Source organism: Paraglaciecola sp. 2405UD69-4, assembly GCF_047525415.1.
Taxonomy (GTDB): domain Bacteria; phylum Pseudomonadota; class Gammaproteobacteria; order Enterobacterales; family Alteromonadaceae; genus Paraglaciecola.
In genome coordinates this window covers 98283-122891 of record NZ_JBLIXM010000005.1, presented here as the reverse complement: position 1 = coordinate 122891, position 24609 = coordinate 98283, and the positions used below count along the sequence as shown (strand labels likewise).

At 38.7% G+C, this 24609-nt stretch carries 22 protein-coding genes and 1 tRNA gene; 9 read left to right on the top strand and 14 right to left on the bottom strand.

Annotated elements, in window-relative coordinates:
• Positions 1-19: 19 nt before the first annotated feature.
• Both ACMUMK_RS15920 and ACMUMK_RS15915 read right to left on the bottom strand, forming a co-directional pair.
• Positions 20-874: a LysR family transcriptional regulator gene (locus ACMUMK_RS15920; RefSeq protein WP_414702134.1), complete on the bottom strand. Its 855-nt coding sequence runs from the start codon at positions 872-874 to the stop codon at positions 20-22.
• Between the two features lie 575 nt (positions 875-1449).
• Positions 1450-3822 (bottom strand): family 16 glycosylhydrolase, encoded by a 2373-nt coding sequence (locus ACMUMK_RS15915; protein ID WP_414702133.1) that lies wholly within the window; start codon positions 3820-3822, stop codon positions 1450-1452.
• A gap of 810 nt (positions 3823-4632) precedes the next feature.
• Between ACMUMK_RS15915 and ACMUMK_RS15910 the strand changes: the two genes are divergently transcribed.
• Positions 4633-5550, top strand: coding sequence for a LysR substrate-binding domain-containing protein (locus tag ACMUMK_RS15910; RefSeq protein ID WP_414702132.1), 918 nt, complete (start codon positions 4633-4635; stop codon positions 5548-5550).
• Between the two features lie 462 nt (positions 5551-6012).
• Here the strand turns inward: ACMUMK_RS15910 and ACMUMK_RS15905 are convergent, their stop codons facing one another.
• Complete coding sequence (locus ACMUMK_RS15905) at positions 6013-6627, bottom strand: hypothetical protein (RefSeq protein WP_414702131.1); 615 nt, start codon at positions 6625-6627, stop codon at positions 6013-6015.
• A 198-nt stretch (positions 6628-6825) separates the two neighbouring features.
• Between ACMUMK_RS15905 and ACMUMK_RS15900 the strand changes: the two genes are divergently transcribed.
• The gene (locus tag ACMUMK_RS15900) at positions 6826-7383 is read left to right on the top strand and encodes a zf-TFIIB domain-containing protein (RefSeq protein ID WP_414702130.1); all 558 of its coding nucleotides are present in this window, start codon (positions 6826-6828) and stop codon (positions 7381-7383) included.
• A gap of 62 nt (positions 7384-7445) precedes the next feature.
• On the opposite strand, the gene ACMUMK_RS15895 is transcribed toward ACMUMK_RS15900, so the two are convergent.
• The 3 genes from ACMUMK_RS15895 to ACMUMK_RS15885 all read right to left on the bottom strand — a co-directional run bounded on the left by ACMUMK_RS15895 (position 7446) and on the right by ACMUMK_RS15885 (position 9780).
• Positions 7446-8387, bottom strand: coding sequence for an exopolyphosphatase (locus ACMUMK_RS15895; RefSeq protein ID WP_414702239.1), 942 nt, complete (start codon positions 8385-8387; stop codon positions 7446-7448).
• A gap of 191 nt (positions 8388-8578) precedes the next feature.
• Complete coding sequence (locus ACMUMK_RS15890; RefSeq protein WP_414702129.1) at positions 8579-9091, bottom strand: shikimate kinase; 513 nt, start codon at positions 9089-9091, stop codon at positions 8579-8581.
• Between the two features lie 65 nt (positions 9092-9156).
• Positions 9157-9780: a glycerol kinase gene (locus ACMUMK_RS15885; protein WP_414702128.1), complete on the bottom strand. Its 624-nt coding sequence runs from the start codon at positions 9778-9780 to the stop codon at positions 9157-9159.
• A 364-nt stretch (positions 9781-10144) separates the two neighbouring features.
• On the opposite strand from ACMUMK_RS15885, the gene ACMUMK_RS15880 reads away from it, so the two are divergent.
• Positions 10145-10492, top strand: a complete 348-nt coding sequence (locus ACMUMK_RS15880; protein WP_414702127.1) for a hypothetical protein — start codon at positions 10145-10147, stop codon at positions 10490-10492.
• Between the two features lie 60 nt (positions 10493-10552).
• Here ACMUMK_RS15880 and ACMUMK_RS15875 read toward each other — a convergent pair whose 3' ends face one another.
• Positions 10553-11077, bottom strand: a complete 525-nt coding sequence (locus ACMUMK_RS15875; protein ID WP_414702126.1) for a hypothetical protein — start codon at positions 11075-11077, stop codon at positions 10553-10555.
• A 205-nt stretch (positions 11078-11282) separates the two neighbouring features.
• A tRNA-Ile gene (locus ACMUMK_RS15870) sits at positions 11283-11359 on the bottom strand.
• Between the two features lie 366 nt (positions 11360-11725).
• On the opposite strand from ACMUMK_RS15870, the gene ACMUMK_RS15865 reads away from it, so the two are divergent.
• The 4 genes from ACMUMK_RS15865 (at position 11726) to ruvX (ending at position 14529) form a co-directional block, all read left to right on the top strand.
• Positions 11726-12055, top strand: coding sequence for a hypothetical protein (locus ACMUMK_RS15865; RefSeq protein WP_414702125.1), 330 nt, complete (start codon positions 11726-11728; stop codon positions 12053-12055).
• Positions 12056-12553: 498 nt separating this feature from the next.
• Positions 12554-13513 carry a glutathione synthase gene (gene gshB, locus ACMUMK_RS15860; RefSeq protein ID WP_414702124.1) on the top strand — a complete coding sequence of 320 codons (960 nt, stop codon included), beginning with the start codon at positions 12554-12556 and terminating at the stop codon, positions 13511-13513.
• 6 nt (positions 13514-13519) lie between these two features.
• Positions 13520-14077 (top strand): YqgE/AlgH family protein, encoded by a 558-nt coding sequence (locus ACMUMK_RS15855; RefSeq protein ID WP_414702123.1) that lies wholly within the window; start codon positions 13520-13522, stop codon positions 14075-14077.
• 23 nt (positions 14078-14100) lie between these two features.
• Complete coding sequence (gene ruvX / locus ACMUMK_RS15850; protein WP_414702122.1) at positions 14101-14529, top strand: Holliday junction resolvase RuvX; 429 nt, start codon at positions 14101-14103, stop codon at positions 14527-14529.
• A gap of 81 nt (positions 14530-14610) precedes the next feature.
• Here ruvX and ACMUMK_RS15845 read toward each other — a convergent pair whose 3' ends face one another.
• The 4 genes from ACMUMK_RS15845 to ACMUMK_RS15830 form a co-directional block, all read right to left on the bottom strand.
• On the bottom strand, positions 14611-15507 hold the full coding sequence (locus ACMUMK_RS15845) for a tetrahydrodipicolinate N-succinyltransferase N-terminal domain-containing protein (protein ID WP_414702121.1): 897 nt from the start codon (positions 15505-15507) through the stop codon (positions 14611-14613).
• 100 nt (positions 15508-15607) lie between these two features.
• Positions 15608-16768: a tetratricopeptide repeat protein gene (locus ACMUMK_RS15840; RefSeq protein WP_414702120.1), complete on the bottom strand. Its 1161-nt coding sequence runs from the start codon at positions 16766-16768 to the stop codon at positions 15608-15610.
• Between the two features lies 1 nt (position 16769).
• Positions 16770-18818: a DUF3857 domain-containing transglutaminase family protein gene (locus ACMUMK_RS15835; protein ID WP_414702119.1), complete on the bottom strand. Its 2049-nt coding sequence runs from the start codon at positions 18816-18818 to the stop codon at positions 16770-16772.
• A 58-nt stretch (positions 18819-18876) separates the two neighbouring features.
• The gene (locus tag ACMUMK_RS15830) at positions 18877-19692 is read right to left on the bottom strand and encodes a hypothetical protein (protein WP_414702118.1); all 816 of its coding nucleotides are present in this window, start codon (positions 19690-19692) and stop codon (positions 18877-18879) included.
• 194 nt (positions 19693-19886) lie between these two features.
• On the opposite strand from ACMUMK_RS15830, the gene ACMUMK_RS15825 reads away from it, so the two are divergent.
• Entirely contained in the window at positions 19887-21413 is a 1527-nt protein-coding gene (locus ACMUMK_RS15825; RefSeq protein ID WP_414702117.1) for an FG-GAP repeat domain-containing protein, read from the top strand.
• Positions 21414-21449: 36 nt separating this feature from the next.
• Here ACMUMK_RS15825 and ACMUMK_RS15820 read toward each other — a convergent pair whose 3' ends face one another.
• Together ACMUMK_RS15820 and ACMUMK_RS15815 are read right to left on the bottom strand one after the other, a co-directional pair.
• Positions 21450-22202, bottom strand: coding sequence for an SDR family oxidoreductase (locus tag ACMUMK_RS15820; RefSeq protein WP_414702116.1), 753 nt, complete (start codon positions 22200-22202; stop codon positions 21450-21452).
• Position 22203: 1 nt separating this feature from the next.
• The gene (locus ACMUMK_RS15815) at positions 22204-23478 is read right to left on the bottom strand and encodes a nitrate- and nitrite sensing domain-containing protein (RefSeq protein WP_414702115.1); all 1275 of its coding nucleotides are present in this window, start codon (positions 23476-23478) and stop codon (positions 22204-22206) included.
• A gap of 256 nt (positions 23479-23734) precedes the next feature.
• On the opposite strand from ACMUMK_RS15815, the gene ACMUMK_RS15810 reads away from it, so the two are divergent.
• Positions 23735-24589, top strand: coding sequence for a PA4780 family RIO1-like protein kinase (locus ACMUMK_RS15810; RefSeq protein WP_414702114.1), 855 nt, complete (start codon positions 23735-23737; stop codon positions 24587-24589).
• Positions 24590-24609: the final 20 nt, after the last annotated feature.

Genomic DNA, 24609 nt, shown 5'->3' with positions numbered 1-24609 from the left:
GCTGTTGTTTTTTTTTTACTTATGAAGCTAGTTGGCTAATCATATCTTTTGCAAGTAACTCAATGGCTTCAGAACGTACTTTTTGAGGATTGAGTAAGCATACTCCTATATATCCTAAATCTGGTAGCTCAGCTTGCTGGGGTAATATGAACAATCCAGGTGGAACGGTACTTCTTGCTAATACAGTAATACCCAAGTCTTCATTAATAGCGGCTTGAATACCATTTAAATCTGCAATGGTATACACAACTTGCCACTGTCTTTTTAGTTTAGCTAAAAGGTTGGTCGCCCGCTTGCGGTAAATACAAGGTGCTGGAGCAGCTATTAAAGGCAGCTTATCGGGTACTTTATTGACAAACCTCTGACTACCTACCCAAACTAATTGATCGGTAATAATAAAACCTTCTTGCTCTGGATCTGCTTGCTCTTGTAAAGAAAGTATCAGATCAAACTGGTTTTTCAGTGGTTCGCAAACTAAATCTTTACTTAGAGCGCAATGTACTTCTAATGAAACCTCTGGATAGGTATGCGTAAAACGTCTGATAATTTTGGGCATGAGCGTAGTTGAGAACTCGCTAGGTATACCAAGTTTGATGTTGCCACTTACCTGAGGCTTCCCAAATTCAGCCATTGCTTGATCATTTAGCATGAGCATTTTCATGCCAAATTCCAGTAACTTACTGCCGGCTAAAGTTAAAGTGAGTCTATTGTTTTCCCGTAGAAAAAGTTTTTCACCTACCACCTCTTCAAGTTTTTTTATTTGCAAGCTAATAGCAGGTTGAGTCCGTTTTAGCCGCTCTGCACACAAGGTATAACTGCCAGTTTGCGCGATGGTTACAAATGAACGCAAAAAATCTACAGATAAATTCTTCATGGTTACACTCCAGTAAAGTGGCCAGGTAATTGTTGGTAAAAAACCTAGTCAAAACCATATTAAATTATTATGGGCTTACGATTATTATTAATTTTATTTATCGAGCATGTAGTTCTAGCATGAAGTTTTTGGAAAGACTATTGGTAAAATAACTTAGTAAAAATTTCTTTTAAAAAGTCTGCTTCAGTTTTGTAATCGTTTAGGGAGGCAAACTACAAGTTTGCATTAGTCTTAAATTTCCAAAGGTTAATTAATTTTAAATTAACCCCAACTTACAGTGACAAAGATGTTTTGTATTTTTTATCCATAGGGTTTTGTCACGGTTAAGTATTTGTTATTTCCCGTGTGTTGATGACAAATTAGCTTTAAGTTAAATGTGACTGGAACAATCAATACTAGCAATTAATGCAGTTTAAGCTTACCTATTGAAGCAGGTGGAATTAGGTCGTAGGAGCTTTTTACGTGCTTTTGTTTCTTAATGAATTTGAAGAGCGTTGTTAAGTTATATGTTTGTGCGGGTAATTAAAACTTAGCGAACACCAACACATGATTAGTGTTCGTCAATTAGTTAAAGCTTAAGGATGAGTGCCATATAGCTCATGCCACTCTATGTGAGCATCGCTATAGCACACACCTGTAGAAACACATGATTGGCCATTTTCATATCCCCAACCAGTATCTTGGCTCATACACATTGGAGTAGGCGTGCCATACCAATTACAACTTGTTGGAGGATCACTAGGTTCTGGCTCTACTGGATCTGGAGTGATAGCATCAGTATTTTCCGTAATTAATATGTAGTTAAAATTACTGTTGCCATCTTCAAAATAAATCCTTAACGTATGATTCCCATGAGTTAATTTTGTGCTGATGTTTCTATCAGCAAAGCTTTGCCAGCCAATATTAGGCGAGGTGACAGTATCTATAAGCTCTCCGTCTACAAGTACACTTACCTGCTGGCTTACTGAAGCTGAAGCTAATCGTAAGGTAATAACGAAGTATCCTTCTTGTTGAACATTAATGTTATATTCGAGCCACTCACCAGCTTTAGTCCATCCAATATTGCAGAAACCACCTGCTGAGTCTGTTGTTAGTTGAGCGTCAACAGAACCTGTCCTGCATGTTGATGAACCTAAATTATTAATTGTAGTATCATAATATGCATCAAAATCCTCAGCTTCAATCAGTGCTGGAACAGAAATTGCCGAGTCTGGCGCATCACTTGGTAGGTAGTCTAAGTATTGGAAAGAATCGATACCTAGTATTCCTGCAGTAACCTCAATATCCATTGAGAATATACTATCTGGTAAATCAATTTCATGGATGCTGGAGGTAAATTGCTTCTCGGAAAAACTTATATTGCTTAAAACTGTTTCACCATTAATTTTAATTGAATAAATTGTCGGAATATCACTTAAGTTTTGAAGTAAAAGTTCAATTGATTTTATATCCCCTAAGTCATTTTGGATGATAAATCCAATTGACTCATTTTCTTCAATGCTAACGAAACAGGTTTCATCAGTCATAACCGTGTCTGCATTCCCGCTAGAACCGCATTGCTCACCATTATTTCCAACTGTGTTATCTTTAGAATTATGATAGAACTCTGCTTGCAACGTTTCGCTGGTATATGGAATAAATTGAGTAGGGCTATAGTTAACACTGATATTTTTTAAATTTACAGCCCCTGTAGGAAAACCTAAACTCAAAGTGCTTTCATCAGCTAGATAAGTACTAATTGTTGAGTTTGAGAAAGTGGTCCATCCAAGACTATTAACTTCAATCTTACTTTGGATCAGTTCGTCATTGAGCGATGCTGTAAAATACCTGTTTGTTGCTTGAGTTGCGACCTCAAAACTAAAATTGTAAACACCAGGTAAATCAGGGGTTATTGTATATTCTAACCATTCTGTTGGAGTTAACCAGCCAACATAACACTCGTTGCCAATTTTACCTGCATCTGTTGGGCCACTACCACATTCTAAGTTACCTTTGTTATAGGTTTCATCATCTAATGATCGATGAAACTCTAAGGAATTGAACTCAGATGGTATTTCATAAGCAGGTATGTTGTTGTTTGTAAGGAGTGGGTTTGTCTCCTCAATAATATCCACCTCTTCAATACCTATTATCTCGTTATCGGGGGGAATGTTTGTTGGGAAAACTCCTTGGTTTTCTTCTGACGTAAATGCTATGACTAATTTACCATCAATTGCCGCTGCGTTATCTGCGACATAATCATTAATGGCAACATTGAATGTCCAATTGGCAAAATACCACCTTGAATTGTCGATATAATCGAACTCATCAACCCAATTTAGATCGAAGTCTTTAGTTTCATGATTGTAAGTATATGTTTTAACAAATTCTACAAAGGTTGCACCTGGAGCTGAGTCTTGATCAAAAAAACCTGTAAAGTCATAGTTGCCGGCCCATAAACTAATACGCAGTTCTGCTGGTTCTGCTCTAGATTCGTCGAGGAACTTCGAATATCTATTCGCATTTGTCTCTCGGCGTATTATTACACCATCAATGTAAAATGCTAGATACTCTGGCGTCCACTCCATTCTGTAGGTGTAATATTTCTCCCACGCTGGATATGGCAAGACAATGTGTTTAACTTTGTTTTCTGTTCTCGGGTTACCAGGTGTCATGAGCTGAGTTTGAAACTGCCCGTCTGCGCCAAAAATTTCAAAATCCTGCTCTTGCCATTCAGTCCCTGAAAGCTCAGAGTCATATTTCCATAAGAAAAACGGCACCACATATCCTGACCCTTTAGGACCTCTGATTCTAGCTTCGAATGCGCCGTATTTAAACTCTTCGTTTGTGATTATCTCTGCACCTTTCCAAGCTTTAGCTTGCACTGTGTTTGAAGCCAGTGAGGAAGTTAGAAACAAAAAAACTATCGTTATAAATAGCCGATAGTTTATTGTATTGTGTTGAAACATTTTTCTATCCTTTATACATTTTAATTTAATAGGGAGCTCCAAACTTCGAATTAATCTATGTATATAAATTAGGATTTAACTCATTAGAGTTCATGCTCTATAGTTTTAGATATATTTTGCTTAATCTTAAAACTAAACTGGTGCGTATTGTAATAGATAATAGACGTTAGGAGGGATTATACTTTAGGTGTAATAGAGCTATGACTTATTGCTTGGCTTCAATTGATTTCATATTGTTTTTATAGTTAGTGTTTAGTTGATTATTTAACCATTAAGCTTTTTAGAAATATGTTAATTTCTCTAAGTTTAACATTAATTAGGGCGTTATAATCGATAAAACGATCAGTCTAAAGTGCACTCAATACATTTATGTCTTGGGGCTTTATTAGTCCGAGTCGAATGGTCAATATAAATGCTTTTCCGTTGTGGTGCAGCCTCGACGACTATCTAATATAAAGTAATTAGAAATTAAGGCAAAAATTAGTTTAGTGTCGTAAGTAAGAACTCTTAGCGCCAAAATTATGCGATTATTTAATACATTTAGTATCCACGAAAGCTCAACCGTGTAAGTTAGCTTTTACTTATAATTTGATTGCTGCTCTGTATTTAAGGCCTTTCCAATTTTTGCTAACCATAAGTTTAACTTCTTGAACTTGGTGCTAGAGTCGCTTGTTTTCTTTGGGTTTTTAGTTCTAGTTGATTTGTCCGGTGCAATTAACATGTTTATTCTCCTGTTTGTGGAGTACATCTTGTCTTTTGTGTGGCAATATTACGAACAATCAATATTTACTTTTAATATAAGTTTAACTAATGGATAAGCGATTGAGACATATTGCATTATTACGCTGTTTTGATGCTGCGGCTCGGCATCAAAGTTACAGCTTGGCGGCTGAAGAGTTGTCAATTACACAGGCCGCTGTTAGTCAACAAATCAGAAACCTTGAGTCTTACTTTCAAGTTAAGTTGTTTAGCCGAGAAGGCAGAGCGATGCGTTTGACTAAGCAGGGTAAAACCCTTTCTGGATCTGTTGCTAAGGCTTTTAATGAGTTGTCTTACGGGTTTGACCGTATTCAAGCTGAGCCAGAAGAAGGAGTGTTAACGGTAACCGCGTCTCCTTCGTTTTGTTCTAGGTGGTTAGTGCCTAGGTTGTGGAAGTTTTCAGCTTTGTATCCAAAAGTACAAGTGAGGGCGTTAGCTTCTCCTCAGTATGAAGATGTGCGCCATTCAGATATTGATGTGGCTATTCGCCAAGGTGAGAAGCAAGTGGACAATGTACACCAAGAAGTGTTGTTTCTTGATCCCGTTTTTCCAATTTGTTCACCTAGGGTGTATCGGGATGAAATGTTAACTAGGCCAGATAGGATCAATCAATGCCGTTTAGTTGAAGCCATTGGCTCTGGGCAGCCTGGGTTTAGTTGGAAAGACTGGTTTAAGCTTGCGAATGTTGACATAGATCCAGCGTGTTTTAAGTGGATGGAGGTAACAACCTGGGAAATGGGGATTAATGCGGTGCTAAGTGGCCATGGAATTTTTTTGACAGCAGGAAGTATGGCGCAAGACTTAATTGATTCTGGAGCGTTAATAAAACCCTTTGATATTCAGATTGAGCCAGGGCTAAAGTTTTCTTTGTTATATGATGAGGAGTCACCTCGTATGAATCGTATCAGTGTATTTACGACTTGGTTACAAGAGGAGTTAGCTACTGAAAAAACTCAAAAAAAAGCCTGATTTAAAAAATCAGGCTTAAAGGAGCACACATAAAAACTATAGAAGTAGAGATCTAAAGGTAGCAGAAGTTCAAATTTGTGGTAATTATTATTCGCTTTTTTGCAATTAAAATAGTAGAGCTAGGTTATTTTCTGCTAAGCAAAAAAAAAGCCTGATCACAAATCAGGCTTCAAAGGGAACACACACATAAAACTATATATTCAGAGAATTAAAGTCAGCTTTAGTTCACTAGTGTTGTCATTATTTTTAGAGCAAAAAAAAGCCTGATTACAAATCAGGCTTCAAAGGGAACACACACATAAAAACTATATATTCAGAGAGCTAAAACCAGTTTTAGTTCACTTGTGTTGGCATTATTTTTTGAGCAAAAAAAAGCCTGATTACAAATCAGGCTTCAAAAGGAACACACACATAAAAACTATATATTCAGAGAGCTAAAGTCAGTTTTAGTTCAGTTTTGTGTTAATTAATTTCTAGCTCTTTTATACAGTAGGATGTTTTAGGTGAGTCTAGGTGCCAAGTTAGCTTAGGTTTTCTTTGTTCAAATCTACAAGTCAAATAACACTTAAGCTTTGGTTCTGGCTGCTGCAAATGGTGGTAATGAAGCAGAGCTGCTTGGTTGTCTTCTTTATAAGCATGAGAAAAGGTTAGTAACTCTTGTGAATGGGCCAAAGCAAGGTAGTTTGGGCATAGCCATTCAAATGCTCCCATTAGCCATTTATCTTGCAATATGGCTTTCACAACTTTTTTATTGATGGCGATATCTTCTTTTATTAATAGATTTGTCGTTTGCCCTGAACGTTGAATGTTTAAAGTAAAAGGTAAGGTGTGACTTAATTTTAAATTAGAGAGAATGCTGGCTACCCGTTCTAGAACTTGCTTGGTTTCTAGTAGCATGTATGAATCAATATTTTTTAAGTCTTGCTCTTGTTTAGGAGAAGGTTTTTGCCAAATTGACAATTCAGGGAGTAAAGAATCGAGCACTGCACTGTTGCCCAATAGGCTAGTTATTGGCCGCGTTGGCAGCCTAGTGGCTGGTTTATCAATAAATATATGTGTTGAGTTTTGAATGGCCAATTTAAGCATCCCTTGTGTATTATTTTTATCTATTGATTAATTGCACCATTTGTACCACCCATTCATTCTTTATAAATATCATGTAGTTACAGTGGCTTTTGTTTTAGGGCCAAGAGTCACGACAACTTTTTGACGAATAATGACTTACTAATGATTTGTTGATAGTCTGCAATTTAATTTAGGTGTTAAAGGATTGTTATGAAGTGCACTAGCTGTAAAGAGGGGAAGTTAACCCCTAGTTTTATTGAAGGCCAGTTTCGAGCGCATACTTGTTCAAACTGTGGTGGTAATTGGGTGTTGATTGAAGATTATGTATCTTGGAAAGAGCGTAACCCTAATTATCAGTTTTCTGAGAATATTGAGGTATCTGAATCAGACGTGTCTGATAGTAAAAATGCCTTACTTTGCCCGATTACCAGCACCATAATGCGCAAATTTAGGATCTCGGCTAAAAATGAACACAAACTCGATTACAGTGCGCTAGTTGGTGGACTGTGGCTAGATAAAGGTGAGTGGGAGTTACTAAAAAGCGAAGGGCTAGCGGGTTGTTTAAATGCTGTTGTTACTCAACATTGGCAAAGAAATATCCGTCATAATAATTCTAAGCAAAACTTTGCTGATATTTATGAGGCCAAATTTGGCTCTGAGAATTACCTTAAGATTAAAGAATTTCGCAACTGGTTGGTGTCTCAAGAACAAAAGTCTGACTTAAGAGCCTACCTGCTTGCTGAAGACCCGTACTCTGCTGAGAAGTAATTTGAATAAAAAAATAGCGGCTAAGGCCGCTATTTTTAAAGGTATTAAGCTATTTGGATAGATTAACCATCATTGGTGATTTTTTGTATTAGTGCTGCTTTGGTTTCATCAACCTGTGCTTCTAATACTTGGCAAGTACCCGCTGCGTTATGGCCACCGCCGCCAAATTGTAAACATAATTCACCTACATTGGTTTTAGAGCTTCTATCAAGAATAGATTTGCCAATAGCAAACACAACGTTTTGGCGTTGGAAGCCCCAAATTTGGTGGATTGAAATATTACATTCAGGGAATAACGCATAGATCATAAAGCGGTTTCCAGCGTAAATGGTATCTTCGTCTCGTAGGTCAAGTACTACAGCATTACCAAATACAGTGGCACAGCGCTTAATTTGGTCAGCAAAAAGTTCTGTATGTTCGTTATAAAGGTCTACACGCTCTTGAACATCTGGCAATGCGATGATTTCTTCGATTGTGTGATTACGGCAATAATCAATTAATTCCATCATTAATTGGTAGTTCGAGATCCTAAAATCTCTGAATCGGCCTAGTCCAGTACGACTGTCCATTAGGTAATTCAATAGTACCCACCCTTCAGGGTTGAGTATTTCATCTTTACTAAATTGAGCTGCATCCGCTTTATCAACTGCAGCCATCATGTCGTCCCAAGCTTCAGGGAAAACATCATGTCCACCATAGTAGTCATAAACCACTCTGGCCGCTGATGGGGCGTCTGGATTGATAATGTGATTACTTTTAGCGTTGTCGCCTCTTCGTGACATTTCGCTTAAGTGATGGTCAAAAGCAACATGACATCCATCTACATAGGGTAAGTTGGTAGTAATATCGTTAGCAGTAATATCAATTGCACCATCTTGCATATCTTTAGGGTGTACAAACTTTATGTCATCAATTAAATCTAATTCTTTCAATAATACGGCACAAACTAGTCCGTCAAAATCGCTACGGGTTACTAATCTAAATTTAGTTTCTAAAGCTGTCATGGTAGACAATGTCATTCTCCTAACTGGGTTTGTGGTGCACTTGGTGCACATATGAGATAGGACTAGAGTAATACTAGATGGTGGCTTTGTAGGTATGTTTTAAAATACTTATGTATTCAGTGCCCGTGTACAAATTGAGTGAGTTGAGGGAATGCTTAGGGGAGGTGAACCTTGTCTAGTTTGTTAGTTGCTTACAAAAGTTGAGCGTTTAACCAAGCGCTAGCCTCTGAATTATTACTAATCATGAATTTAGATTTAGAAAACGTTTCAAATAGGCCTTGATGTGCTGATTGAGAAAAGCCGTCGCTTCGATTTGTATATTGAGAAATCCACTCCACTAACATATTTAAATTAGCATCTTGAGCGGCTTTTGAGGGGTATTTATGTGGCTCCCAAGGTCTGCGTTTAGCGTTATCTATACAGTCTTCAATGGGTAAGTTCATAAAAACAATATCTGTGGCTGATGGGCTAGCCAATTCTAGTAAGTCTGTGTAGCAACCTTCTATTACCCAACCTTTATGGGTGCTTATAAAGGTATCTATTTCAATTTTAGAATCAGCTAAGGGTTTGCGTTGTGGCGGGGTGGAAGGTAACCAAGCTATTGTATCTAAGTCTAAATGGGCTAGGTTCTTTGCATCGCTATATTTTTTGGATAAGGTCGACTTTCCTGAGCCTGAGTTACCAAATATAAGTATTTTTTTCATCGCTGCTACCTCAGCATTGTTGGTATTAATTCTAATAACTAGATTGGGTATGAATATCTAAATGGTTAGTAAGCTTGAATTCCATATTTAAGAAGCTGGCGACGTAAAATGTCATCTAGGCTGTCTAAGTCTTTTTCTGAAAGCTCTATCAAATTAAAGCCATATTTTTTATATACCGCTAACTTTTTATCTTTTTGCGCTTGGGACTTAAGGTCAAGGTTGTCGCTCCAATACTCTATATAGACTTTACCTGCAGGAATATAAAAATCACTTAGTACTTCTTCATCTATGGGAAGTTTTCGTCTGTGTGCATGTGCTATTTCTGCAAAATAAAGCCAGTTGTCGATGAGCACTTCCTGCTTAGAATGTAAATAATGTCCATCAGCCCCTTGATATAGTGCCTTAGCGTTTTCGGTTGTTTCTGAAAGTGGGCGGGCGAATGGGCCTTGAGCGGTTATTCCCTTAAGGGTTTCTGTTAATACACTTGAGGTTAAAATGGTTGTGGGCCATTTAACATAGGGAATACCAGAACGAGAATCCTCACTTTGCACAGCCCCTAACTTTTTACCATGGGATGTTACCACCCAACCTTTCATATGCTTAGTGACCCAGCCAAGCTCAGAAAATATATAGTTTAATCTAGTTGCAGAAAGCCCCAATGTTTTACCTAGCTTTGATGAGGTTGTCATTTCTATTGGTACATCGGGAGTTGAATGCTCGGGGAGTGTTGCTAAATCAAAGCTCTCAGGCCACTCAATATACTGCCCGAGTTTGCTAGATGTCTTAATTCTTCCTCCTGCCAGTTTACCTTTTGCAGTGAGTTGCCATTTATCTGTATCACGAACAATGTAATTGACTTCAACTAATTTCGAAAAAAGTATCTTTGGCTCAAGGCTGTGCTTTTTAGCTAACGCTGTTGTTGAATAATATTTGATGTTCAGCCCCTTGTTGAAAAAGTCATATATCTACGGCTACTAGAAATAGGCGATCTTTAAAACGTATTTAAACCTAAAACTATATAAAAAACACCTATCAATAAATTTAGGATGATGAATGGCAAACGTATTTGGAGCGCCAAGAAAGAAAGTTAGAGAAAATGAAGTTTGTCGTTTATACCTAACAAAATCCTTACTTGTGTGTCGTTCTTGTAGTGGTGTGACATATGACAGCCCCCATTCTGAGGAAGTAAACAATATTATTAAAATGATTGATAAACAGCGGATAAAAACCCACGGGAAAGAACAGCTAGAACTTTATCAACCTAATTATCTTGAATATACCTCATGGATACCCAGGCCAAAATGGAAAAAGACGACAAAGCACCAAGAAGACATTACTAGATTAGAAACGTTAGAACGCAGATTAAAAACTATCAGCGAACAACGCTTTGGAAAGATTTAATATTTGGTCAACTTTATGATTAGCCGCTCTAGTTAGCTGTGTATAGTGGAAAATAACAAGTTAAACACAATAGCTTGCTATTTTTTTTACCATACCAAAACCATCGCTCCCCCTGAAAGGCTTAGATACATTGTAATCAACGAAACCATTAGAATACGTAATTCTAAGGTATACGTCTTTACTATTGGCTACCTTAACTAACTCCGAGCAACCAATCATAAACTCTTTTGAAGCTCTAACCCCATGTTTATCTGCCTTAAAATCTGTAAGGGCGGCTGAAGGTGTCATAAAGTAAGTTTCACCATCGGCTTTGAAAAATGCTTCTCTAAAACCATGATCCGTTGACGCATCAAAAATAATCGATGCCTCTTCCTTATCAAAGACTCTTCCGCCTTCCAAGCGTATTCCTAATCCCTCGTCGTTAGCAGGATAAATATAACTTAGCGAAAAAGCACTATCAGTGATTATGGTTGTTGATTTTCCATCTATTGGTGAGACAGATGTACGCACAGATGCGTTATTTGCAGAGCAGCCAATTAAAAGACCTAGAGAAGCGATACAGATTACAAACGTTGATGTTTTCATTGATTAATTCCTTTTATTTACTAATGAGTAATTAGTAAACCATACAAAACAGCATGAAGCTAAGTAAATTACTGATATGTATTCTAGGGCGTGGTTGCTAATTTAAACTTGGATGTGTTTTATCCCTAATCCGATCCGTTACCGTTCCGAAAATATAATATTTAAAATTAGTTAGTGAATACTATCGTAGGAAGTCTTTAAGAAATGGTGGCCCTTCCCTGACTCGAACAGGGGACCTGACGATTATGAGTCGTATGCTCTAACCAACTGAGCTAAAGGGCCACTTTTAAAAACTAGACTTTGAAAGGAAGAGGCTTATCAAAATCGAGGCGCAGTATAAGCAGTTTTTTTAGTGTTGTCATCTTACTTGTTATATAAAATAGTTTGGTTGCTGATTTTTTCAGCATCTTTACCTTGTGACAGTATTTTTAGGGTGTTAAAGCTACATATTTAAACGCATTTTTACTCACCTTTATAAAAATTACAGCTAAACTTAGCGGTAATTAACAAGTCGCAAACTTTATAAAACTAGCTATAAAGGTTTGTTTGCTAAAATATATTACCTAGTAACTAACAGGTGCAAGGCCAAATAAACTTTGGTATCTTCTTTACATTGAATGCACTGTAAGCATTAAGCCGGAGATAAACGTGACAGAGAGACCTTATTTAGTAAGTGGTCGTAATACCATTATCCATAAAGTAAGAAAGTTAGATTTGTTGGTAATGAATGGTGATGATCACCCCCCAGTAATTGTTAGTCATAAAGGTATTAAAGAATACACTGGGCAAATTCCAGAGAATAAGCGAGAAGCTAAATCTCTTGATATTGAAAAAATTGATATCAGTAGTAATGATGTGTTTGGTGAGGAAAAAACGTTAGTCTTTATTCAAACCATTAATGGTAAAGAGTACAAAGTTGATTACAGTAAATATGGCACTCCCTTATTTATAAAAATCCATCAAGAAAATGCCTTTTAAGTAACATTGTTACTTTGCACTTAAGCCCTATTTCTAGGGCTTTTTTATTGTTTTTTGTTCATTTAAAGACAATATCTCTTCCCTCCGTTTTTATAAAATATCTGAATACATTTAAATGTTTCCCTTGGCCTGGGGTAAGTAAGCAAATATTTCAAAGTGCCTTAATTGTGGGTATTTGTCTTAAGCTTAAGGTATTTCGTCACGTTTTCCTTTTTTCGTCATATTTGAGTTCTACACTTACAGTGTCGGAGTAGTGACCGATGAATACGTGATTATTTAGGGGAACCTGAAACATGTATTGTTCCTTGGATCAGAAGGGCTGTTGCTTGCTAGCACAGCCCTTTTTTATGCTTTATTAAAAAGGCGCTTTGGGATTAAGTGGTCCTTGAATGATTTAATCTTGGCTAAGACTTGAATTTTGCAATAAACACCGCCAAATTAAGGTCCTATAAGTTCGATTCGTGACTTAACACCTAAACGTTTTCCAGAGGATATATCTTGAGCATTAAACTCGGTATTGTGATGGATCCCATCACTTCTATTAATATTAAAAAAGATACTAGCTTTGCTATGTTATTGGATGCCCAACAACGGGGCTATGAGTTGTTTTATATGGAAATGGGCGACTTGTATTTGCAAAACGGCAAACCCATGGCTCGTATGCAAAGTTTAACTGTGCAACAAGATGCTAATGATTGGTTCACTCTGGAGCAAGAAGCGTATTTAGGTTTAGCTGAACTTGATGTTATTTTGATGCGCAAAGACCCGCCAGTAGATAATGAATTTATCTATGCTACTCATATGTTTGAACTAGCAGAGCAAAGCGGTACTTTGATTGTAAATAAAGCTCAGAGTTTACGTGACTTTAATGAAAAATTATTTACGTCTTGGTTTCCAGAGCTAGTCGCAGATACATTAGTTACGCGGGACGCTAAGCTCATTCGTGAATTTCATAAAAACCACAAAGACATTATTTGTAAACCTTTAGACGGTATGGGTGGTACCTCAATCTTTAGAGTTAAAGAAGACGGTAATAACCTAGGTGTCATTATTGAAACTTTGACTGAGTTGGGAACGCGTTACGCTATGTTTCAGAAGTTTTTACCTGAAATTAAAGATGGCGATAAGCGAATTTTAATAGTAGATGGCCAAGTGGTTCCCTATGCATTGGCGCGCTTACCCACTAAAGGTGAAAACCGTGGCAACTTAGCCGCTGGTGGTACGGGGCGTCCGCAGCCTTTGTCTGAGTCTGATTTAAAAATTGCAGAGACCATAGCGCCGTTATTGGTTGAAAAAGGCCTGATATTTGTTGGTCTTGATGTGATTGGAGATAGAGTGACAGAAATAAATGTAACCAGTCCTACTTGCGTACGAGAGATCGAAGCTGCCTATGATGTCAATATCACAGGTATGTTGTTTGATGCCATTGAAAAGCGCTTAGCCGCTAAAGAGGGTTAAGATTAGATGCAAAGTCTGCAAAACTATTTGTTAATTGCCACACCCACTATGGAAGATCCTTATTTTACGAGGACTGTGACGTATATTTGTGAGCACAACGAGAGTGGAGCAATGGGCTTGGTAATTAACCAACCTGTGGGTATGAAGCTAAAAGATTTGGTTAATCAAGTGGATGAAAATGCACAAGTACTTGATGAAAAAGCAAATGAAATAGTCCTCGCTGGTGGCCCTGTAAGCCAAGACCGAGGGTTTATTTTACATACTTCTCAGCCAGGTTGGAGTTCTAGTCTAACTATGACTTCTGAAATTATGGTGACTACCTCTAAGGATATTATTTCGTCTTTAGGAAATGAACAAGCTCCTGAAAAGTCGTTAGTTATTTTAGGGTATGCAGGCTGGTCTGCAGGTCAGTTAGAAGAAGAGATCCAAACCAACTCTTGGTTAATGGTTGAGGCTGATACAGAGTTACTTTTTGATGTTCCCATTCATAAAAAATGGGAGACAGCTGTCCATCGTTTAGGAATAGATGTTTGGCAATTAGGCCCTGATGTCGGTCATGCCTAATCTATTTATATGTGGGAAACAAATTGAGCAAACCTAAACAAAGAACTGTCCTTGCTTTTGATTTTGGAACCAAAAGTATAGGTGTAGCAGTGGGACAAGAGATCACAGGCACAGCGGCCCCTTTAGATGCATTAAAAGCGGTAGATGGCATTCCTAATTGGGATTTGGTGGCAAAAGTATTTGAGCAGTGGTCACCCCAATTAGCTGTTGTGGGCTTACCTCTTAATATGGATGGCACTAACCAGCAGGTTACATTTGCTGCTAAAAAGTTTGCGAATAGGTTAAATGCAAAATATCGGGTGCCAGTAGAAACCTGCGATGAACGTTTAACCACGGTTGATGCAAAAGCTAGATTATTTGAGCTAGGTGGCTATAAAAAATTAGATAAGCAAAAGGTAGACAGTGTGTCGGCTTGTTTGATTTTTGAAAGCTGGGTGGAATCTCAGTACTAAGATTAGCCTAAAGTAGATTAACTAAAAGTTAAGCCCTTTAGGCTAAGGGCTTAACTTTATCATTAAGCTTTTAAAGTAACACTAGTCGTTACTATGTAGGCTGGCGTTTAATCCACCCCATTTAGATGAATCAGCAACTACTGCTTCAACCACACCAGTTTGACTGTTACGGCGGAACAATAAGCCATTCATACCTGATAGTTGACGTGCTGCTACAACTTCTCCGTCTGGGGTTGTTACTTTTGTGCCAGCAGTAACGTATAAGCCTGCTTCAACAATACAGTCATCTCCTAATGAAATACCAATACCTGCATTGGCGCCAACCATACTGCTCTTACCGATAGAGTTAATGGTTTTACCACCACCTGATAGCGTACCCATAGTCGAGGCACCGCCACCGATATCAGAACCATCACCTACTACTACACCTTGTGATATACGTCCTTCAACCATAGAGCTACCTAATGTACCTGCATTGAAGTTTACAAAGCCTTCGTGCATAACTGTACTTCCAGAAGCCAAGTGAGCACCCATTCTTACTCTGTCTGCATCGCCAATGCGCACACCTTCAGGGATAACATAGTCTGTCATTCTTGGGAATTTATCGATAGAAGTTACGGCTAAGTGGTGCTCTTCTTCAGAAATAAGCTCTCTTAATACTTCTACTTTAGAAGGAAGAATTGGACCTGCAGATGTCCAAGCAACATTGGTCAGTAGGCCAAATACGCCTTCAAGATTGATTTGGTTAGGTTGTACCGCGCACTCTGACAAAAGGTGTAAACGTAAATAGGCGTCTTCTGCTGATTCTGGTTTTGCATCTATGTCGATAGTGACTTCAACAAACTCACCTTTAATAAGGCCAACTCTGTTAGCTAAGCAGTTACGTGAAATATATTTATTGCTGCGTGGGAACCATACGTCTAAGGTTTTTCCGCTTTCTACATCGATGTATCGATGACCATTACGAGTGATTGTCATGTTCGTGTCCTAAAAAGGGATTAAAATATGAGGTAATTATCCCTTTTATTGGCCTTGTTTACAGCCTATTTTTATTTATAGGTTATGCCAAAGCTATTTGCTAGATTTGCATATGTTTTTGGGCCCAAGCTGCAAATGTATCTGACTCTAAAAAAGCTTGGTGATTATCAAGCTCTACTATGACATCTTTATCAATTATGTAGTCAAATTTTGCTACCAAAACATCGATAATCTCGGTTGCTAACTGATGGTCTTCTGCATACAGTGCAACCTGTAATAGGCTGAAATAGGCTTCTTCATCTTGCGGGTTAGCTATGATTGCCGCACTGCCATGTTCAATGGCAAGGGAGTGGTTGTTATTGAGGCTATGTAATATCGAGAGCTCACTTTGCATTTTACTGTCGTTTAATGCGAATTTTTTAACGGCCTTAACCGCGTTAATCGCCTTTGAGAAATTACCTTGTTGATAATAATAACTTTCAAACATCAAGGATGATTTACTTTGCTTCTCAAAATCAGCAATTATGTTTTCAATTAAGGTTTCGTAGTTTTCGCTCGATGCAAACTGTCCTATAGAGCGCAATACAAAGTCATCTAGAACAGGCTCAGAAACCAAAGAGTCTTTGGCTTCTCGGTAGATGGGAATAATTTGCTCAATGTCTTGTGCCTGCACTGCTGCAATGAGTTTTCTAACTAACTGTTTGTTATCACCTTTGCTATTTTCAATCATCAAGCTACTAAACTTAACAAGAAAGTCTAAGCCAGATAGTTCAAAGGTTACTGGATGAAAATCAAATATTTGAAAGGTATTGGGGTTAACCCAAAATATAAAATAGTTATAGCCTTCTTCTGTTTCTTGGCGGTAATAACTGGCTACTTCAGCTAAGGAAAAGGTTTCAGAGTAGAGGTACTCCCAACTGATCACAGATGGGATGACAGAAACAGACTCTAACACTTTGTTTTTAAATTTTAAGGCTGTGGCATCTATCTGTTGCGGTGAGAAAAATATATCAGGAGCTTTCTCTGTTAATTTTTCAGAAATAGCACTCCTACTTATTTGGCTCGCAAAAAAATCAGAGTCTGCGGCGTTGAGTGCTTCTTCTAATCTGGTGTTGAATGTATAAATTGTGTCTTGTTTAAACTCAACTGAGTTTAAATCTAGGTTGGTAGTTGGGGCTTCAATATTGGTGGATTGACAGCTACATAAAACTACTAATAAAAAGCCTGTCCAAAATACATGTGGAATTTTTATGAGCTGCATATTAATTACCTGTGGTTGCACTTTGGCTTAATGTTTTGGTGTTTAAGGAATGAATAAGCCTGTTTAATTCTTGTCTTCCCAACTCTTCGGTCACATTTGTAATGCTATTGCTGTAACTCATGCGGTTTTGGATCTTGTCTAATAAAGCAATGTGTTCGGAAACGTTTTCCACATGGACGCGATTTTGTTTTGTTAGGTACTGATTTCTAAATCTAAAGCGTCTTCTGTCGTAAGAAATATCCGAAATGAACTTGATATACTGGTCTTCTAACACTAGGTGTTCAGTTTCAGAGGTAAAATCAATATGCTCTGGAAGCTGAAAAATCACATCATGATCAATCGAGATGTTTTCTGCTATCGCAAGGGGATGTTCCCGCTTGATGGAGCTAGGCTTTTCTACATACTGACCAGAGTAATTTGCTCTAATGCTAAATTCAGCACTTTTTTGAGCGTTTAAAAACCAAAAATCCGGTACTAGATATTGTTCAGTAATAGTCACCACATTGGTTGAAGTATTATCATCTATGGTGAGCGGCGTCAGTACCTCTATGTTGGGAAATTGCTTAGCGTAAAAATTTAAATATTGTTTACTCAAGTAATCTTTACCTTGAGACTTGATACGGTAGCGAAGGTTTTCTGCTTCTTTAAAGGTAAAAGTAGAGCGTATTGTCCATTGTACCGGCGACATGTAATCAGCGCTTACAATGAGCTCTTTGAGCTCAATATGAGATTGTTTGCTGCGAGAAGGTGTCGCATCTAACAGTTGTGTTGTGGTGTCACTAACTAGCAATGCTAGCTCATAATTAGTTTGATACTTTGATTGATAAGACTTCCCCTGATGGGTAATAGTGGGGTCAATCCAATATTGCTCTCCAGCTACTGTAAATTCCACAATGGCATGATCAAAAAAGCTATGACTTGGCAGATAGTCATTTAAAGAACCTTTTAGAGAGGTGGAAACCAAAGCAGGGTGAGCTTGTATGCCTAGTTGCCCCAAAAGGAAGGCCAATAAGTAAGACTTGTCTTTACAATCTCCAGACCTGTTCTCAAATGTATCTGATGGCCTGTGAGGGCGGTGGGAGTTTTCGCCCAGCTCTAAGCCTAAGTATCTGATTTGGTCTTGGGTAAAATTGATGGCAGCACTAATGGCTTTGTCTTGGCTCATGGCTTTCAATTCTACAATGAAATCAGCCAGCTCTTTGGATGGGGTGTAGTTGCTGCTAAACAATTCGTTAGCCCAAGCTGCCACATCGCTCCAATCCTTATATTCGGAGAATTGCACAAAAGGGTATGGATCATAAGAAGAGGGCATATTGTCTTCTTCATATAATGCTGGGGTTTTATTAATAGTCAAAGAGTAGCTTAGGAGCTCAGAGGTAACCTGGGTCTTTACTTCTTCTTTGGCATTAAAAACTTTGTAATTTAACGGTCTGTCTTTTGGCATATTTGCCATAAGATTCACTTTATCAACCGGCACTGACCAACCTAGGTAGGAGCCATAGGTGATGCGATTTCCAAACACAGGATTTGAACCTACCACTGTATAGCTATAGTCGATAACATCGCCCACTCGAGTATCTTTAAGGAGTAGTAGGGCATCTACTAGCCCAGAGTAAATGTTTTTATTTTGACTGTCTTCAGCATTAATCACTTCTATGTCTTGAATATCAAAGCTATTGACTAGTTTGCCCCTACGGTGAACGCCAATATCGTGTATTACGACTGTTTCATAGGCCGGATTAAAGCGAATTCGAATATCGGAATTTGACTCCACCCCAGAGATATCTGTTAGTGAATATACATAGCGGGAATAAGATTGCTTTTTATCTACACCAGAGACTTGATTGTCCACTAAATGATAGTGGGTAGGGCTATTAAGTGAAGCAAGTTCACCAACTTGATAAGATTGCAATCTTACCCAGGAGGCGGGCGCAGCCTTAGTTACTTTGGCTAAGTCTGTATTTGCCTCTGTGGCGCCATGGCTAAATTGCACTATGCTCAAAGCAATCAATCCCCAAAGCAAGGGCTTGAGTTTTTGTATTATCGGCATCCTTAACTGAATCCTTTTCTTAGTGAATATTGAATTGGCTTTGAGCCTGTCACTTCCTTTATAGCGTTAAAGGAAGAGGAGTATTTGGAGTGGGAGTTTCTGCAATCAAATCAGCAATTTCAAAATTGTATAAGTCTAATTCTATGCCTCGTCCGTTTACGTTTGCGCCACTTTTGTCAAAAAAACAAAAGCTCAACACTTGATTAAATGTGTCTTTTTGCCACAAGTAGCAACGGTCAAAGCCTGTATGCATGAGTGCATAACCTTCTTCATCTTTTACAAGTTTTGCACTTCTAGAAATATTCTTTTCTCGCAAATAGGCAAGGGCAGTGGGGCTGACAGTATTATTTTCGAGTAACCCATTAATGAAACGCTCTAATGACAAGTTGCCTTTTTGCTTACTCATTGAGTAAGCGTCGTCCATAGTTAGGGGAGCGCCATACTTTAAAACAGCAGCATTGAAAGTTTGTTGCTTAATTGGGGCAATGTCAAAGTAGCTGTCTTTTAGTAGGTACTTGATATTTATACGATTAATGAAGCCACTGTCTTTATTGAAGTAAAGTGCTAGCTTTTGGTTGAGGCTAGTATCTTTATAGGCTTGAGTAAAATCAAACTGGATTTTATCACTGCGATAGCCGCCTCTTATTCTGCCTAATTCACCCCCTTGAGCATCAAGTTGTATGGCTTGAGCTAAAACATTATCCCCGACTTTTACCCCTTTGATATCAAATTGGTTAGTCAGCTTACTAGCTTGTTGTGGCAGTGTGGCGGATTTATCGAAACGCTTTAAGCCACTTAAGTTTTCAAATGGGTGTACTGCGGCAATGGCTGTTAGCGTATGCATAGCTGATATCAATAAAAGTAGTCTTAACAAGGTTCTAAACCTACATTCGCAAATTTAAACTAGAGTAACATTAAATTCACTGAGTTTTGAATATAGACCTTATGGTTTTGTGCAATAGCAGATTTAACTTTGAATCATACGCTTACAGTTTTGTCTTATAACTGGGATTGGAGTTTGATACATTGTTAAATCATTAACGTGCAAACATGGAGTTACATGGGTTTATGCCTAGAGTGAAGTTGTCCAACCTACTATATGCTGTGGTATTTTTTCTTTGCAGTTTGCCCAGTCAGGCAAAATACACGGAGATATTTAGCACTCAGGTTATTCCCTTAGAGATAACAGTTACCCAACCGGTTTTGCCGGCCAATGTTTTACACGATGACGGCCTAGAGTTACTGGTTGTTGGAGTAGATGATCAATACCAGCGTATTCTCGCTATTTTAAAGTTAAACCCAGAAACAGGTCAGTATATACATCATGATAGTGTTGTTATTGGCAAGGACGTATTTGCGTTTGACGTGGGAGTGAACAACGAAAGTGGGCTTCAAAATATCTACTTACTATCCAATAAATGGGTGACAAGGTATGTGCCTGCTCATTTGTCTCATCCTGCTAGCATGATAGAAGAAGAGCAAGTGTCCTCTTTGTTTTTAGCTGATTCTTCAGACGTATTTATCCATCAAGATTTTATCCAAGATCTTAACCAAGATGGTCTCAACGATATTATTCTACAGGGGTTTGAGACCCTTAATTTATGGTTGTCAGATTGCTGTGGGCTGCGCCATTCGCAAACATTACCAATTCGAGCAAGACAAGAAGCCAAAGAAGACGGCGTGTCTTTTTATGAAAATAAGTTGTTTTTTGAAGATTTGAATTTTGATCACAAAGATGATCTAGTCATAGCAGAGCAAGGCAGATTAACAGTGTTTTTCCAAAAGCCTGATTTGCAGTTTTCAAGTGAGCCTGCCTCAATAGTGGTTGCTGAAACAATCCATGGTTTAGACTGGTGGGATGTAAAAGACACAAATGGTAGGGATTTAGACCAAAGTAATTTAGAGCATCGCACTGTTAAAAATATTACCGACCTTAACGGTGATGGCATTCCTGATTTAGCAGTGCAATTTACCCAAAGCTCAGGGGTGTTGGATAAAAACATCGAGTTTGAATTCTATTTAGGTCAGCAAGTTGAGCAACAGCTAAAGTATTCAAAAGAGGCTGATACTAGGGTTAAGTGGCACGAGACCTTATCAGGTTTAGAGTTTGTTGATTTACAAGGTGATGGAGTACAAGAGGTATTTGTATCTTCATTTGATATTGGTATTTCTCAAATTATAGGTGCGCTCCTGTCTGGGGGGATTGATCAGGATGTGTTGATCTTTGCTATGGACGAAAACGGAAAATATAGCGAAAAACCACTTGTTAGCCAGGAAGTAGAAATGACTTTTAGTTTGTCTCAAGGGGCAACCGGTGAGCCGCTCACTAAAGTGGTTGATGTGAACGGAGATAATGCCAAAGATATTGTCTTCTCTGATGGAGATTCTGTAATTCGCGTGTTGTACGCAACCCCCAATGATAAAAAGCCTTATGCTAGACGTTCTTTAAGGCAAAAAATGACTATGCCTCAAAACGCTTCATCAATAGAAGTGGTAGATTTAAATATGGATGGTAAGTCAGATTTAGTGCTGCACTATGGACAACTAGATGCTGAAGCTCTTCACAAGCAAATTGTGGTGTTGCTGGCTAAATAGTTAGGCTTTTACTACTGGGTTTAGCAGGCAAGCTGGTTACAAGCCACCTGCTAAATCTAAAAAGTTGCCCGTTGCAAAAGATGACTTGTCTGATGCTAACCAATAAATTGCTTCGGCAACCTCATTGGGTTGGCCGCCCCGCTTCATGGGAATGGCATTTTTTAAACGTTCTATTCTTTTGGGCTCGCCACCGTCACTATGCATGTCGGTGTAAATAAGGCCCGGTCGTACGCAGTTTACCCGAATCCCTTCTGCAGCCACTTCTAATGCCAGTCCTTTGGTTAAGGTATCAATTGCTCCTTTGGATGCTGCGTAATCAATATATTCATTGGGGGAGCCAGTTCTGGCTGCTGCCGATGATACGTTCACAATAACCCCGCCACTACCACCATCAGCGGTAGACATTCTTTTTACAGCTTCGCGGCAGCATAAAAAATATCCTGTGATGTTGGTTGTCAGTACTTCATTGATACGGGCAGCTGTCATGTTTTCTAGGCGAGATTGTGTTTTTAACATTGCAGCATTATTGACTAAAACCGAAACCTTACCTAAAGCCTTGTCTACTGATTCGAACATATTTACTACGTCTTTCTCACAAGAGACATCGGCCTGCACTATGATACATTTTCCGCCATCAGAGGTGATTGCCCGAGCTACTTCTTCAGCCGCGTCTTTGTTAGATTTATAGTTAATGCATACAGCATAACCTTGCTTGGCAAATAACTTAGCCGTTACTGCGCCTATTCCACGGCTAGCTCCAGTAATAACAGCTACTTTTTGTGTTGCCATATTATTTTGAACCACTGGCTTTAATAACTAACCTTGCCATTTCAGCTAGGCTAACTTTTTGATCCATTGCCTGTTTTTGTAATGCTCTGTGGGCTTGAGATTCGTTGTATTTTAGCTGTTGCATAAGTAATAGCTTGGCTCGGTTAATGGTTTTTTGTTCTGCAATGGCTTGTTTGGCGAGCTCAAGTTCGCTTGTCATCTTTTTAATATTTTCAGATTGCTCACGAAGTAAGTCGTACAAAGAATTATCTGCTAGATCATTTAACTGGGAGTTATAGGCCTTAGGGATATTGTCAGCAGATACATCGAGCACCATATCTAAGGTGAGCTCGGTGGAAAGGGGAGAGGTGGCTGCTAACTTATTAACCCGTTTTTTATGCTCCGATAACTCTTTATCTGCTTGCTCAACGCGCTGTTGCGCCACTTCTAGTAGTCTAGAGGTAAGCTTCTCTTCAATGGCTCGCATGGCATCGATTCGATGGGTGGTGAGTTCGTACCATACTTCGCTAATCTCTGAAGAAATGGCGGAGCCATCAGCAAGCTGCTGCATCATAGTGCGCATTTGTTGCAATTGCTTGTTTGTGTCTTTGCCTTGTAATGAGTGCCATAAGGTATTTTCTTGATTCGAAGCAAATTCTTCAAAGGTTGTAAAACTGTCGGTTTGCGCTTGTTGCAGTTGACTTAAACTCTCGCACAAAGCTTGGTCGAACATGCTTTTTGAAAACCCTAAAGCGCCACAAGCTCGCTCTTGTCCTGCGTATTCTTTACCTTGAATAAAGTTAAATAGGGCCACTAATATCTTGGTAATACTCGGATCGCTGCCCACGTCGGCCGCTTCAAATACTACCGACAACAAGCCTTTAATAAGTTGGCTGTAGGCTTGCATTGACTCTAGTGCCGTCAGCTCTTGTTTTTGTACCTTGTATCTTAGGGTGGAAATATAATCTAACCCTTGCAGGGCTAAGGTAATGGTGTTTAACAAACGCATGTTGTTTGTTATGTCGTCGGAGTGTAGATACTTAGCTTTTAATTGGCTTCGCAATAGCTCTTCTGCTTGAATTCCCCTATCAATTTGATCTTTATGCTCTTGTTCAAACCTTCTATTTGCACTGCTTAAAAAGATATTACTGATCCCTCTTTCTTTTTGCAGTTGATGGATGAGTTCAGAAACCGTAGTTACCACCTGGCAATTAGAGGCGACTAATTGCAGGGCATTAATTTCAGCTCGCTTGGTGGCTAATAAAAATCGTTTAGTGACGTCGCTATGGGCGCTCATTACTGTTAGGCCTGTGGTTGAGTTAAATCTAATGTGCTTACTATAAAGGAATATTTGATTTTGGTTTATCTCACTTACTAAATTAATCCAAATATCTAAAATAATTAATGACTAAAAGTAAGGTTAAGTTATTTTGCCAATTAGTCTGTTGATTTTGCTATGATAATGAATATAGAGTGACAGGGTTTAAAGCATGACACTCAACGTATAAACAAACAGAGTTAAAGTGATATATGTCACTTAACTATAGGAACAAATGAAAATACCTAAAAGACTACAACCTTTGGTTGCTGATGGCTTAATTGATGAGGTTTTATATCAATTGATGAGCGGTAAAGAAGCGACTGTTTATGCGGTACGTTGTGGTAAAGAAGTGCGGTGTGCCAAGGTCTATAAAGAAGCAATGAAGCGTAGCTTCAAAAAAGCTGCTCAGTATCAAGAAGGCAGAAAAGTACGTAATACTCGCCGAGCTCGAGCCATGGAGAAGGGCTCTAAATTTGGTCGCAAACAACAAGAAGAAGCCTGGCAAAATACCGAGGTTGATGCGCTTTTTAAATTGGCCAAAGCCGATGTAAGAGTACCCGAGCCATATGGCTGCTATGACGGGGTACTCTTGATGGAGCTGGTGACCGATGATGAAGGCGAAGTCGCGCCAAGATTAAACGATGTTTCTATGGATGCAGAGCAAGCCATCGAAGATCATACTCTTATGATGGTCTACGTCATGAGAATGTTATGCGCAGGCTTAGTCCATGGCGATTTGTCAGAGTTTAATGTGTTAGTTGATGATTACGGCCCCGTGATTATTGATTTACCACAGGTAGTAGATGCTGCTGCAAATAATAATGCTTTTAGTATGTTGCAACGTGATGTTCGTAATATGAATGAATATTACGGTCAGTATGCCCCTGAATTAATTAACACCCGTTACGCCGATGAAATGTGGGCCTTATTTGAAGCGGGAGAGCTTACCCCTGAAACTCAACTAACTGGACACTTTGAAGACTCTGGTGAAGCTGCTAATGTGGACTCAGTACTTGAAGAAATCAAAGCCGCTTTTGCTGAAGAGCAAGCTCGCCAAGAGCGCATTAAAGAAGCAGACCAACTGTAGTTTTTTGTTAAAACGCCCTA